The 13,168-nt window shown below is 58.1% G+C and carries 10 protein-coding genes; 2 read left to right on the top strand and 8 right to left on the bottom strand.

The genetic code is table 11. The features are described 5' to 3' along the window. The first annotated feature begins 104 nt into the window (after positions 1-104). Positions 105-683, top strand: a complete 579-nt coding sequence (locus AC1MEE_RS27485) for a DUF6436 domain-containing protein (protein ID WP_480412623.1) — start codon at positions 105-107, stop codon at positions 681-683. Here the strand turns inward: AC1MEE_RS27485 and AC1MEE_RS27480 are convergent. Then, complete coding sequence (locus tag AC1MEE_RS27480) at positions 656-1,630, bottom strand: ParB/Srx family N-terminal domain-containing protein (RefSeq protein ID WP_480412622.1); 975 nt, start codon at positions 1,628-1,630, stop codon at positions 656-658. The genes AC1MEE_RS27485 and AC1MEE_RS27480 overlap by 28 nt on opposite strands. 66 nt (positions 1,631-1,696) lie before the next feature. After that, on the bottom strand, positions 1,697-2,938 hold the full coding sequence (locus AC1MEE_RS27475; protein ID WP_480412621.1) for an OprO/OprP family phosphate-selective porin: 1,242 nt from the start codon (positions 2,936-2,938) through the stop codon (positions 1,697-1,699). A 278-nt stretch (positions 2,939-3,216) separates the two neighbouring features. Here AC1MEE_RS27475 and AC1MEE_RS27470 point away from each other — a divergent pair, with 278 nt between their 5' ends. Beyond that, positions 3,217-5,604: a penicillin acylase family protein gene (locus AC1MEE_RS27470; RefSeq protein ID WP_480412620.1), complete on the top strand. Its 2,388-nt coding sequence runs from the start codon at positions 3,217-3,219 to the stop codon at positions 5,602-5,604. Between the two features lie 169 nt (positions 5,605-5,773). Here the strand turns inward: AC1MEE_RS27470 and AC1MEE_RS27465 are convergent, their stop codons facing one another. The 6 genes from AC1MEE_RS27465 to AC1MEE_RS27440 form a co-directional block, all read right to left on the bottom strand. Further along, complete coding sequence (locus AC1MEE_RS27465) at positions 5,774-6,676, bottom strand: ABC transporter permease subunit (protein ID WP_480412619.1); 903 nt, start codon at positions 6,674-6,676, stop codon at positions 5,774-5,776. Next, the gene (locus AC1MEE_RS27460; protein ID WP_480416356.1) at positions 6,673-7,554 is read right to left on the bottom strand and encodes an ABC transporter permease subunit; all 882 of its coding nucleotides are present in this window, start codon (positions 7,552-7,554) and stop codon (positions 6,673-6,675) included. The genes AC1MEE_RS27465 and AC1MEE_RS27460 overlap by 4 nt, the downstream gene beginning before the upstream one ends. A 35-nt stretch (positions 7,555-7,589) precedes the next feature. Then, positions 7,590-8,732 carry a polyamine ABC transporter ATP-binding protein gene (potA, locus tag AC1MEE_RS27455; RefSeq protein WP_480412618.1) on the bottom strand — a complete coding sequence of 381 codons (1,143 nt, stop codon included), beginning with the start codon at positions 8,730-8,732 and terminating at the stop codon, positions 7,590-7,592. A gap of 318 nt (positions 8,733-9,050) precedes the next feature. Next, positions 9,051-10,151, bottom strand: a complete 1,101-nt coding sequence (locus tag AC1MEE_RS27450; RefSeq protein WP_480412617.1) for a polyamine ABC transporter substrate-binding protein — start codon at positions 10,149-10,151, stop codon at positions 9,051-9,053. 224 nt (positions 10,152-10,375) lie between these two features. Beyond that, the gene (locus AC1MEE_RS27445) at positions 10,376-11,740 is read right to left on the bottom strand and encodes an aspartate aminotransferase family protein (RefSeq protein WP_480412616.1); all 1,365 of its coding nucleotides are present in this window, start codon (positions 11,738-11,740) and stop codon (positions 10,376-10,378) included. 55 nt (positions 11,741-11,795) lie between these two features. Beyond that, the gene (locus AC1MEE_RS27440; RefSeq protein ID WP_480412615.1) at positions 11,796-13,154 is read right to left on the bottom strand and encodes a glutamine synthetase family protein; all 1,359 of its coding nucleotides are present in this window, start codon (positions 13,152-13,154) and stop codon (positions 11,796-11,798) included. Positions 13,155-13,168 lie beyond the last annotated feature (14 nt).

Genomic DNA, 13,168 nt, shown 5'->3' with positions numbered 1-13,168 from the left:
AATGGACGTCATTTTCATCCGAACATGACAATGGGTTAGGCTCCGATATTCATCTGTCTCGCCAGGCATGGCAAGCTACGCCTCCCCAAATAGAACCGTCCCGCATGAACTCGCGCCATCGCCCTACTGTCCTCGCCTGCCTTCTCGCCCTTATTTGCGCGGTCGGGTTGTGGGCGGCTTACGACTGGTTCCAGGGGCGTTATATCCGCCCGTTCAGCGACCAGACGGCGCTGTTCGCCGGTGATGTGCTGAGCCTGCCCGTCGAACTGGCCGGGCCGGGGCGAATCCGGTTGGTGCATTTCTGGGACCCGGCCTGCCCGTGCAACGTTGGTAATCAGCAGCATCTGGCCGAGCTGGTCGAGCACTACGGTGGGGCGCAGGGCGTGGACTTCTATTCGGTGCAAAAGCCCGGCACCCATGGCCAATTACCCAGCACCCTGGACGCAATCAAACCGCTGGCCAACCTGCCCGGCGCCGAGCGCATCACCGCCAGCCCCGCCGTGGCGATCTGGGACCGTGAAGGCCGCCTGGCCTATTTCGGTCCTTACAGCGAGGGTGCCACCTGTAATTCCAGCAACAGTTTTATCGAGCCGATTCTCCAGGCCCTCAGCGCCGGGCGGCCGGTCAACGCCACGCACACCATGGCTGTTGGTTGTTATTGCCCGTGGCTGCCAACCGGCTGATATGCCTCACCCACAGCGCTTCCATCGATCAGATGAGAAGCTTTGTAATCCATCACGTAATGCAACTTGTTGCTGATGGTCTTGTTCAGTTCTTTGCGTTTCAACGAAGAGAATCCTCCCAACTGCCGAGCACTGAAGTGGCTGTCGCCGACCAGCGCATCGCCGGGAAGCGCCACCATCAGTTTGCTTGCAGCCTCCACGGCCCCGCGATAACCGTCGCGCTCACCAAGGTCGAAGAGCTTGAGGTCCAGCTGGGTACGTAACCAGTTGCCCCAGTAGAACTCGAGAAATTCCGGTGTGATGTCAGCTGAGCCCGGCTTGCCATAGGCCGCTCCGCGGGTGAAATAGACGAGACTGCGGAAAGGGTCATTCTGCAAGTTCGCCAGCCCAAGATGCTCAGGCAGTTGCGAGGCGGCGATCGGCTGGCCGTTACCATCCTTCAACCAGACCTTTCGCGCCTGCTGCATACGCTGCCAGAAGGTTGCGCTATCGGCACTGTCGCTAAAGTCATCGGTCACTTTGACCCACATTTTCAACTGCGCACCAGCACCCGGTTGTTCCCATAACGTGGTGAAGGTGTGATGGCCGTCGGTGAGATACAGCTGACCCGCCGGGCCGACCACCACCGTTTTCATATCGCCGGGGCGTGTTCCCACCGGGCTCTGGCATTCAAAGCTGTCGGGGCGACGCAGATCTGCATCCTTGGGCACCCGAACCGACTCACCCTGGCCATTGGTCTCGCAGTATTCATCGAACAACTTTGCGCGCTGGCTGGCGAAACGTCCGAGCTTGTAATAGATCTGGTCAAAGCCGACGACGGCCTGGGTCGGGTGCAACTGGTCGAGGCTGACTTCAACCAGATCGCCCGGATTATGGGTGGAGAAAGCCTGTGCCTGGACTGTGAAAACACACAGCAACAATGCCAGCAGCCATGAACTCATACGCATGGTGAAACCCTTTCGCGGATATTAAAATCCCCGCACCTGGCGGGGACCGAGTCGGGCTCTGACAACTCAGAACACGTATTGCAGGCGCAAGCTCAACGCATCGCCATTGTCGTCGCCGTTAGCGTTCGAGAGGTTGTCCGTCCTGGCTTTCAGATAGTTGGCAGACACTTTCACCGCCTGGTTGGCGTACCAGTTCACACCCACGGTCTGCACCTTCGCGCTGTTGTCGAGGAAACCACTTTCCTCGACATTGGCGCGATCATAACGATAGAACACCTCCCACGCCCCCAACTGCTGGTTCTCCGGCTTGATGCTGCCGAATCTGCCACCGTCGAGTTTGTAACCGCGCGACTCTCCCGTCAGGGTGTAGGCCAGTTGTCCGTAGTAACCCGTGGCATCGCGGTCATTACGCACAGAGTCGGACTTGGCGCTGATTTTACGACGCAGGTATTCGCTCTGCAGGGAAAACGGGCCTGTCGCCCAGGCGAACTCAAGTCCCAACGCTGCGTCGCCATCGAAGGCCCCGGTCACCTTGGGCGCGAGGTCGGGGCGGTTGCCGTTTCCATTTTCCGAGATGCCGCGTACGCCAAGGCGGGTACGGATACGTCCGTCCAGCTCATCGGCGTCGCTGTAGGCGTAGTTGACGCCCAAGTGCAGGACATTACCCGCCTCGGCCATCGGGGCGAACACCGCACGCAGGTTGTAGTTGTTGCGGGTCCTGCCGTTATCGTTCTCGTTCGAGGACGGCCGTAGAACACTTGCCGAGCCATAGAACATGTCTGTCGCACCGCGCACCTGAACACCCATGCCTTCATCATGGTCGCTTGCCCAAGGTGCGAGATCGGTGATCATGCTCGGCTCCATAGCGGTGGTCCACTTGGAGCTGGTGGCGTTTTCCAGACCGAAATCCGGGTCGAAACGGCCGACACTGAGCGTCACCGGATCGAATCCGAAATAGCTGACAAAGGCATCCTTGATGGGCTCATCGCTGCTCAAATCGACCGCTAAGTCATAACCCCAGACGCCATAAGCCTTGCCGGACAACTCCAGGCGAGCGCGGCGCAGATAAGCGCTGTCCGCTGTCTTGCCATTCTGGGTGTAGACCCCATCGAACTGGTCGAAATCCGCCTGTATGCGCCCGCCGATCTGGAAGCTGAATTGATCGTCCGTGGTCGCCACTTCCAACCCGCCTTTGGTTTTGACGACGATATCGGCCCCGTCAGTGGTGACAGTCCCGGCCAATACCTCGGCAGAAATCGCCAGGGTCAACGCGCACAGGGTGAAGCCGGTGTAGTACTTGCTGAACATTGGTACATCTCCCTAAACACGGCTTCGAACGTCCCGTCCAAAGCCTTCCAGTTAAGGGACCGCATCCTAGTGAGCAAAAAAATCGAAAAGGTTTCAGTAAAAAGAAGCTTTATTACCAGAATATTCAGCATCCGCCCTGCGCCCCAGCCCACGGCTGTCTACCGCAATGGGCCAAATTGTTACCTCAGATGGCAGCAGCAATTCTGCGGACGGCTACACACCACCAAAGCAAATCTGTAGCCTGCTAGCCCCGGCCTGAATCACTCATGGAAGTTCGGATGAAGCGCAGCCTGATCGTCCTCGCCATTGTTATCGCCGTCGTAGCCGGTGGTGGTTCCTGGTATGTCCATAGCAAGCAGCCTGTGCGCCAGGGCGAGATGCCCCTGGCCCATCTGCAAGCGCCCGTCAGCGTGCGCTACGACGAACGCGGCGTGCCGCATATCCGGGCCGAAAACGAGGCTGATCTGTACCGCGCCCTGGGTTATGCGCACGCTCAGGATCGACTGTTTCAGATGGAAATGCTGCGGCGCCTGGCCCGCGGTGAACTGGCCGAGGTGCTGGGCGCCAAGCTGGTAAATACCGACAAACTGTTCCGCAGCGTGCGGATTCGCGAGCGCGCCGACGCCTACGTCGCCCGAGCGGACAAGCAAACTCCGACCTGGAAGGCGCTGGAAGCGTACCTGGACGGGATCAACCAGTATCAGAACACGCACGCCAACCCTGTCGAGTTCGACCTGCTGGGCATCCAGAAACGACCTTTCACCGCCGAAGACACCCTGAGCGTCGCGGGTTACATGGCGTACAGCTTTGCCGCAGCCTTTCGCACCGAGCCGCTGCTGACCTATGTGCGCGATCAGTTGGGCCCTGAGTACCTGAAAGTCTTCGACCTCGCGTGGCATCCGCAAGGTGTACTCGGCCAGACGCCCACACTCGCCAGCGCCGATTGGCAGGGTTTGAATGACCTGGCCCGCTTGAGTCAGGGAGCGCTGGAAGACGCTGGGCTGCCGCAGTTCGAAGGCAGCAACGCCTGGGTGATCTCCGGCAACCGCACTAAAAGCGGCAAGCCGTTGCTGGCCGGCGACCCGCACATTCGTTTTGCGGTGCCGGCGGTGTGGTACGAAGCGCAGTTGTCAGCACCGGGTTTCGAATTGTACGGCCATCATCAGGCCCTCAATCCGTTCGCATCGCTGGGGCACAACCGCGACTTTGGCTGGAGCCTGACCATGTTCCAGAACGACGATCTTGACCTGATCGCCGAGAAGACCAACCCGGACAACCCCAATCAGGTTTGGTATCACGGGGCCTGGGTCGACATGACTCACAGCGAGCAGCAGATCCTGGTCAAGGATGCGCCGGCCGTAACCCTGAGCCTGCGCCAGTCGCCCCACGGTCCGATCATCAACGACGCGTTGGGCGCGACAACAGGCACTGCGCCCATCGCCATGTGGTGGTCATTCCTGGAGTCAGAGAACCCGATCCTTGAAGGTTTCTATGAAGCCAACCGCGCCGACACCCTGAGCAAAATGCGCACGGCGGCCGAGAAGATTCAATCGCCAGGCCTGAATGTGGTCTGGGCCAACGCCAAGGGCGACATCGGCTGGTGGGCCGCCGCGCAGTTGCCCATACGGCCAGCGGGGGTCAATCCAGGCTTCATTCTCGATGGCAGCAGCGCGCAGTCGGACAAGAACGGCTTCTATCCTTTTAGTGCCAACCCGCAGGAAGAAAACCCTGAACGTGGCTACATCGTCTCAGCCAACACCCAGCCGTTGTCGCCCATGGGCATGGAAATTCCCGGCTACTACAACCTCGCCGACCGCGGCCAACAGTTGAACAGGCAGTTGAGCGACCCGGCCGTGAAGTGGGATCTGGAGAGCAGCAAAAAACTGCAACTGGGCACGCAGACCGACTACGCCTCACGAGTGTTGAAACCGCTGATTCCGGTGTTGCGCAGCGCTGTCAAAGACCCGGAAGAGCTGGCACTGGTCGAACGTCTGGCGAGTTGGAAAGGCGACTACTCACTGGACTCGGTGGGGGCGACGCTGTTCAATCAGTTTCTGTTCGATCTGATCAACGAAACGATGCACGACGAGCTCGGCGATGGTTTTTTCGACACGCTGCTCTCGACCCGTGTGATCGATGCCGCCTTGCCGCGACTGGTGGCCGATGCCGATTCGCCGTGGTGGAAAAATCGCAATTCCCCATACGAAAAGAACCGCGCTGACGTAGTCAAAGTGGCGTGGCACGCCAGCGTCTCGCACCTCAAATCCCTGTATGGCAACAACTCGAACGAATGGCTCTGGGGTAAGGCACATACCTTGACCCATGCTCACCCGCTCGGCATGCAGAAGCCGTTGGACCGGCTGTTCAACGTCGGCCCATTTCCCGCGCCCGGCACCCATGAAGTGCCGAACAATCTGTCAGCACGCATCGGCCCGGCACCCTGGCCGGTGCTGTATGGCCCATCGACCCGACGCCTGATCGACTTCGCTGACCCGGCCCACAGCCTGGGTATCAACCCGGCCGGGCAAAGCGGCGTGCTGTTCGATGAACACTATTCGGATCAGGCCAAAACCTACATCGAAGGCGGTTATGTGCCGCAGCATTTCGATGAGACAGACGTGGCGGCGAGTACGCGGGGGACGTTGAGGTTGGTGCCTGCCAGATAGATCTTCGCGGCGCAGACTGGCCTCTTCGCAGGCAAGCCTGCTCCCACAGAGAAATGCGATCTCCTGTGGGAGCAGGCTTGCAACTACGCGTCCCGCTGCGAATGCGATAGATCAGGTACAAACAAGGCAGGCCTCGCCCCCGTAAAGGGAGCGAGGCTGCAATGTCAGATCAAGCCACTTCCGGCTCCCGCGACGGCGCTGGCGCACGGCGTGGGTCGGGTTGTTTCCACGAGTCAGCGGCGGCTTCGTCGATGGCGAGCTGGATCGCACGCTTGCGAAGTTCTTCGGCCCGGCGGGTGAAGAACCAGACCAGGAACGTCGCTATCGATACTGCCAACAGGATCAAGCTGGCGATGGCGTTGATTTCCGGCTTGACGCCCAGACGCACCGCGGAGAACACCTCCATCGGCAAGGTCGTCGAGCCTGGACCGGACACGAAGCTGGCGAGGACCAGATCGTCCAGCGACAGGGCGAAGGACATCATCGCACCCGCTGCCAGCGACGGCGCGATCATCGGGATGGTGATCAGGAAGAACACCTTCCACGGCCGGGCGCCAAGGTCCATGGCCGCTTCCTCGATGGACATGTCCAACTCACGCAAGCGAGCCGAGACCACCACCGACACATACGCCGCACAGAACGTGGTGTGAGCGATCCAGATGGTGACGATACCGCGCTCCTGCGGCCAGCCGATCATCTGCGCCATGGCCACGAACAGCAGCAACAGCGACAGACCGGTGATCACTTCCGGCATCACCAAAGGTGCCGTCGCCAGCCCACCGAACAGCGTGCGGCCTTTGAAGTGAGCGATGCGCGTCAGAACGAACGCCGCCATCGTGCCCAGCGCCACAGCGGCGATCGACGTGTAGCAGGCGATCTCCAGCGAGCGCATCACCGAACTCATCAGTTGCGTATTATCCAGCAGGCCAACATACCACTTGACCGACCAACCACCCCAGACCGTCACCAGCTTGGAGGCGTTGAACGAGTAGATGACCAGTATGACCATGGGCGCGTAGATAAACGTCAGGCCCAATATCAGCATCATGTTCGAGAATCTGAAGCGCTTCATGCTTTAGCCTCCAGTTCTTTGGCCTGGCTACGGTTGAAGAGGATGATCGGCACGATCAGGATCGCCAGCATCACCACCGCCAGCGCAGAGGCTACCGGCCAGTCACGGTTGTTGAAGAACTCTTGCCACAGCACTTTACCGATCATCAATGTCTCGGGGCCGCCCAACAGTTCCGGGATCACGAACTCGCCCACCACCGGGATGAAGACCAGCATGCAGCCGGCGATGATGCCGTTTCTGGACAGCGGCACGGTGATTTTCCAGAAGCTGTTGAAGGTGCTCGAACCCAGATCAGAGGCGGCCTCAAGCAGGCTTTGATCATGCTTCACCAGGTTGGCGAACAGCGGCAGGATCATGAACGGCAAATAGGAGTACACGACCCCTATATAGACCGCCAGGTTGGTGTTGAGGATCTGCAGTGGCTCATGGATCAGCCCCAGCCACATCAGGAAGCCATTGAGCAGGCCGTTGTTGCTGAGAATGCCCATCCACGCGTAAACGCGGATCAGGATCGCGGTCCAGGTCGGCATCATGATCAGCAGCAGCAAAACCGTCTGACTCTCTTTGCGCGCCGTGGCGATGCCATAGGCCATCGGATAGCCGATCAGCAGGCACATGATCGTGCTGAAGAACGCCATTTTCAGTGAGCCCAGATAGGCGGCGATGTACAACTCATCGTCGCCCAACATCGCATAGTTGCCGAGGTTGAGGATCAGTGAAAATTTCTGTTCGATGAAGCTGTAGATCTCGGTGTACGGCGGGATCGCAACGTCTGCTTCAGCGAAACTGATCTTCAGAACGATGATGAACGGCAGCATGAAAAACAGGAACATCCAGATGAAAGGAACCCCGATGACCAACTGCCGGCCACCGGGAATTATTCGAGTCAGTGCACGTTGGAACTGTCGATTTTTCATGAGCGCAGTACCACGCCGCTGTCGTCTTCCCACCAGACATAGACTTCGTCACCCCAGGTCGGCCGCGCGCCACGGCGCTCGGCGTTGGCAACAAAGGACTGGACCATCTTGCCGCAGGGCAGCTCGACGTAGAACACCGAATGACCACCCAGATAAGCGATGTCATGCACCTTGCCACGCGACCAGTTGTGTTCGCAGGTCGGCATCTCGGTGGTGACCAGCAGTTTCTCCGGACGAATCGCGTAGGTGACACGTTTGTCTTCCACCGACGTACTGACGCCGTGACCAACGAAGATATTGCGCTCCAGTTCCGGGCTTGCGATCAGCGCGTGACCTTCCGCGTCATCAACCACTTCGCCTTCGAACAGGTTAACGTTACCGATGAATTCGCAGACCAGGCGGCTGGTCGGGGTTTCATAGATATCGATCGGGCTGCCGATCTGCGCGATCCAGCCCAAGTGCATGATTGCGATGCGCTGGGCCATGGTCATGGCCTCTTCCTGATCGTGCGTCACCATGATGCAGGTCACGCCGACCCGCTCGATGATCTCCACCAACTCCAGCTGCATCTGCGAGCGCAGCTTTTTGTCCAGTGCGCCCATGGGTTCGTCGAGCAACAACAGCTTCGGCTTTTTCGCCAGCGAGCGCGCCAGGGCGACCCGTTGACGTTGACCGCCGGACAGTTGATGCGGCTTGCGCTTGGCGTATTGGCTCATCTGCACCAGCTTGAGCATTTCAGCGACGCGGGCATCGATCTCCTGAGCGGAAATCTTGTCCTGCTTCAAACCGAAGGCAATGTTCTGCGCTACGGTCATGTGCGGGAACAGCGCGTAGGACTGGAACATCATGTTGATCGGCCGCTCGTAGGGCGGCATATCGGTGATGTCCACACCGTCGAGGAGGATACGCCCCTCAGTCGGTCGCTCGAAGCCTGCGAGCATGCGCAGCAGCGTGGACTTTCCTGAACCAGAACCGCCGAGCAAGGCGAAAATCTCGCCCTTGTTGATCTGCAGGGACACATCATCCACAGCAATCGTCTCGTCGAACTTTTTCGTGACCCGGTCGATTTTGACCAGCACCTGCTTGGATTGCTGATCACCTTCGAGGGTTTTTTTATAGGCGCCGGAGGCAACTGCCATTTGGTGAAACTCCCAACAAAATTTGCAGCCCGACCAATACAGCCGGACCTGGATTTTTTATTTACCCGACTTGACCTTGGTCCAGCTGCGGGTCATCAGCCGTTGATTATAAATATGCACGGTAGAAGCAGCTTGAATACTGACCGCCGGAGTCAGGCTCGCTCTCGCCAGCACGGTTTTGCAAAATAAAAAAGAGACCATTCCAGACTATCCCCGTGGGAGCAGGCTTGCCTGCGAAGGCGGCGTGTCAGACACACCGCGTTGAATTCTTCGCAGGCAAGCCTGCTCCCACAGGTGATCGGTGCCAGTCTGACGGGTTTATTTACCCGATTTGATCGTGGTCCAGCTGCGTGTCAGCAGCCGCAGCGTTGGCGCTGGCAGGTCGCTGATGGCATACAGTTTTGCTTGTATTTCGGCAGATGGATATACACCTGGATCGTTACGGATGTCTTCGTCAACCAATGGAGTGGCCGCCGCGTTACCGTTCGGGAAGTGCACGCTGTTGGTGATGGCTGCCATGATTTCCGGTCTCAGCAGGAAGTTCATGAACTTGTAGGCGCCTTCGACGTTTTCGGCATCCTTGGGAATGGCGACCATGTCGTAGAAGCTGCCAGCACCTTCTTTCGGAATGCTGTAGCTGACTTTGACCTTGTCACCCGCCTCTGCAGCACGAGCCTTGGCCTGGTACACGTCACCCGAGTAGCCGACTGCTACGCAGATGTTGCCGTTGGCCAGATCGGAGATGTACTTGGATGAGTGGAAGTAACCAATCGACGGACGCACTTTAAGGAACAGTTCTTCAGCTTTTTTGATCTGGTCCTTGTCCTGAGTATCGGTTTTGTAACCCAGGTAGTGCAAAGCAATCGGCATCATCTCGGTTGGCGAATCGAGGAAGCTGATGCCACAGCTTTTCAGCTTGGCAGCGTTCTCTGGCTTGAACACCAAGTCCCAGGAATTGACCGGAGCGTCTGCGCCCAATACGGCTTTGACCTTCTCGGCGTTGTAACCAATGCCGATCGAGCCCCACATGTACGGGAAGGCGTGTTTGTTGTCCGGGTCACTGGCTTTACCAACGGTCTTGAGCAGATTCTCGTTGAGGTTTTTCCAGTTCGTCAGCTTGGACTTGTCCAGTTCCTGATAAACACCGGCCTTGATTTGCTTGGCCAGGAAGTTGTTGGACGGCACCACGATGTCGTAACCGGACTTGCCTGCCAACAACTTGGCTTCCAGGGTTTCGTTACTGTCGAAGACGTCGTAAACGACCTTGATGCCTGACTCATCTTCGAATTTCTTGATGGTGTCCGGCGCGATGTAATCGGACCAGTTGTAGACGTGCAGCACTTTGTCGTCGGCCTGAGCAGCTGCGGCTACTGCGCCCATCAGGGACAAGGCGAGGAGGGTCTTGCCAAATATTTTCATGCGTACAGCTCCGTAGTTTGAACACTAACCATTGGGTAGCGGCGATTGAAACAGTTATACGTCTGGCAAGTTCAGGGGCGGGCTTACAAGACCGCATCGCCCGCCGTGTTGCATGTTCCTTGCCTGTTTTCAACAACCAGCCCGGATTCAAAGCAGGTGGAAATCGCCGCAGTCGCTGCGTTTCCACTCACCCGATAAAGCACTTGCCGGGCTGAGCCTAGCACCTAGCCTTCTAATGCGCGCAAGGTCAGGTCCAGGCAGATCCGAGCCTTGGTAACCAGCTCATCAATTTCGGTAAAGCTGATCACCAGCGGTGGCGAAATGATCATGGTGTCGCCAACGGCGCGCATGATCAGACCGTTATCGAAGCAGAACTGCCGGCAAATCATCCCGACACCCCTACCGGTATAGCGCTCACGAGTGGCCTTATCCTTCACCAACTCGATCGCACCCAGCAGTCCTACGCCCCGAACTTCACCCACCAGTGGATGATCATTCAGCTCACGTAGACGCTTTTGCAAATAGGGTGCCGTTTCTGTCTGGACCCGCTCGACGATTCTTTCATCGCGCAGAATGCGGATGTTTTCCAGGGCCACAGCAGCGGCAACCGGATGGCCGGAGTAAGTGAAGCCGTGGTTGAAATCACCCCCTTCATTCAGCACCTTGACCACTTCGTCGCGCACGATCAGGCCACCCATAGGGATGTAGCCCGAAGTCAGGCCCTTGGCGATGGTCATCATGTCCGGTTTGAGGTCGTAGAAATCGGAGCCAAACCATTCGCCAGTGCGGCCGAACCCGCAGATCACTTCGTCAGCGACAAACAGGATGTCGTACTTGGCGAGGATCTCTTTGATCTTCGGCCAGTAGGTATCAGGTGGAATGATCACGCCGCCCGCGCCCTGGATCGGCTCGGCAATAAACGCACCGACATTGTCGACGCCCAACTCGAGAATCTTCTTCTCCAGTTGTTCTGCGGCCCAGATGCCGAACTCGTCCGGGCTCATGTCGCCACCTTCACCGAACCAGTACGGCTGCGGGATGTGGACGATGCCAGGGATGGGTAAATCGCCCTGCTCATGCATGTACGTCATGCCGCCCAGGCTGGCACCGGCCACGGTCGAACCGTGATAACCGTTGACCCGGCTGATGATCACCTTCTTGTTCGGCTGGCCCTTGATCGCCCAGTAATGGCGAACCATGCGCAACATGGTGTCGTTGCCTTCGGAGCCTGAGCCGGTGAAGAACACATGGTTCATGCCTTCAGGCGCAATGTCGGAAATAGCCTTGGCCAGCTCCAGAACCGGCGGGTGGGCGGTCTGGAAGAACAGGTTGTAATAAGGCAGCTCACGCATTTGCTTGCTGGCGGCATCGGCCAGTTCGTCCCGACCATAACCGATGGCGACACACCAGAGGCCGGCCATACCGTCGAGGATCTTGTTGCCCTCACTGTCCCACAGATAAACGCCCTGGGCGCGAGTGATGATGCGCGGGCCTTTTTCTTTCAATTGTTTGAAGTCACTGAACGGCGCCAGGTGGTGATCGCTGCTCAAGGCCTGCCATTCACGGGTTTGTGGATTGTTGTTACTCATACAGCTCTCTCCGTATTTAAAGAAGCGTCGCCGAGCCCTTTGACGCCCATCACAATCAGACCGCGAACAGCAGGAACTCACGCTCCCAGGAGCTGATCACGCGCTTGAAATTCTCATGCTCGGCACGCTTGACCGCGACGTAACCGACGATGAATTTCTTGCCGAGGTATTTTTCTATGGTCTTGCTGTTTTCCATTCGCTCCAGCGCATCTTCGATGGTCAACGGCAGACGCAGATTGCGCCGCTCGTAACCACGACCCACTACAGGCGCACTGGCGTTGATGCCCTCGACCATGCCGATGTAGCCGCACAGCAGGCTGGCTGCGATAGCCAGATACGGGTTGGCATCGGCACCCGGCAGGCGGTTTTCCACCCGACGGTTTTGCGGACCGGCATCCGGTACCCGCAGGCCCACGGTGCGGTTCTCTTCGCCCCACTCCACGTTCACAGGCGCCGAGGTATCGGGCAGGAAGCGGCGGAACGAATTGACGTTTGGCGCGAACAATGGCAACAACTCAGGAATGAATTTTTGCAGGCCACCGATGTGGTACAGGAACAGCTCGCTCATCGAACCGTCTTCGTTGGAGAAGATGTTCTTGCCGGTGGCGATATCGATCACGCTCTGGTGCAAATGCATGGCACTGCCCGGCTCGCCGGTCATTGGCTTGGCCATGAACGTCGCGGCAACGTTATGTTTGAGCGCCGCTTCACGCATGGTCCGCTTGAACACCAGAATCTGATCGGCCAGCGACAAGGCATCACCGTGACGGAAGTTGATTTCCATCTGCGCCGTGCCGTCTTCATGGATCAGCGTGTCGAGGTTCAGGTTCTGCAGTTCGCACCAGTCGTAAACATCCTCGAACAACGGATCAAATTCGTTGGCAGCTTCTATAGAGAACGATTGACGACCGGTTTCCGGGCGACCGGAGCGGCCAACCGGCGGCTGCAACGGGAAGTCCGGGTCTTCGCAACGCTTGGTCAGGTAAAACTCCATTTCTGGCGCCACGATCGGCTGCCAGCCCTTGTCGGCATAGAGTTTCAGGACTTTCTTCAATACGTTGCGCGGCGACAGCTCGATCGGGTTGCCTTGCTTATCGTAAGTATCGTGGATCACCTGAGCCGTCGGCTCGATGGCCCAGGGCACCAGAAACACCGCGTTCTGGTCAGGGCGGCAGATCATGTCGATGTCCGCCGGGTCCAGCAGTTCGTAATAGATGTCATCTTCGACATAGTCGCCGGTGACCGTTTGCAGCAACACACTCTCGGGCAGGCGCATGCCTTTTTCGGCAATGAACTTGTTGGTCGGTGAAATCTTTCCGCGAGTGATCCCGGTGAGGTCGCCAATCATGCATTCGACTTCGGTGATCTTGTGCTCTTTCAACCAATCGGTGAGCTGGTCGAGGTTGGTACTCATAAATACCTCAGGAG

It is taken from the genome of Pseudomonas sp. ASL3, from assembly GCF_056680425.1.
The sequence above is the reverse complement of the archived record's forward strand: the minus strand, read 5'-3'. Positions and strand labels throughout refer to the sequence as shown.

Excerpts from the sequence above, each read along its gene's own strand:
- AC1MEE_RS27485 (WP_480412623.1), top strand. The coding sequence starts at position 105 with ATGAACTCGCGCCATCGCCCTACTGTCCTCGCCTGCCTTCTCGCCCTT.
- AC1MEE_RS27480 (WP_480412622.1), bottom strand. The coding sequence starts at position 1,630 with ATGCGTATGAGTTCATGGCTGCTGGCATTGTTGCTGTGTGTTTTCACA.
- AC1MEE_RS27475 (WP_480412621.1), bottom strand. The coding sequence starts at position 2,938 with ATGTTCAGCAAGTACTACACCGGCTTCACCCTGTGCGCGTTGACCCTG.
- AC1MEE_RS27470 (WP_480412620.1), top strand. The coding sequence starts at position 3,217 with ATGAAGCGCAGCCTGATCGTCCTCGCCATTGTTATCGCCGTCGTAGCC.
- AC1MEE_RS27465 (WP_480412619.1), bottom strand. The coding sequence starts at position 6,676 with ATGAAGCGCTTCAGATTCTCGAACATGATGCTGATATTGGGCCTGACG.
- potA (WP_480412618.1), bottom strand. The coding sequence starts at position 8,732 with ATGGCAGTTGCCTCCGGCGCCTATAAAAAAACCCTCGAAGGTGATCAG.
- AC1MEE_RS27450 (WP_480412617.1), bottom strand. The coding sequence starts at position 10,151 with ATGAAAATATTTGGCAAGACCCTCCTCGCCTTGTCCCTGATGGGCGCA.
- AC1MEE_RS27445 (WP_480412616.1), bottom strand. The coding sequence starts at position 11,740 with ATGAGTAACAACAATCCACAAACCCGTGAATGGCAGGCCTTGAGCAGC.
- AC1MEE_RS27440 (WP_480412615.1), bottom strand. The coding sequence starts at position 13,154 with ATGAGTACCAACCTCGACCAGCTCACCGATTGGTTGAAAGAGCACAAG.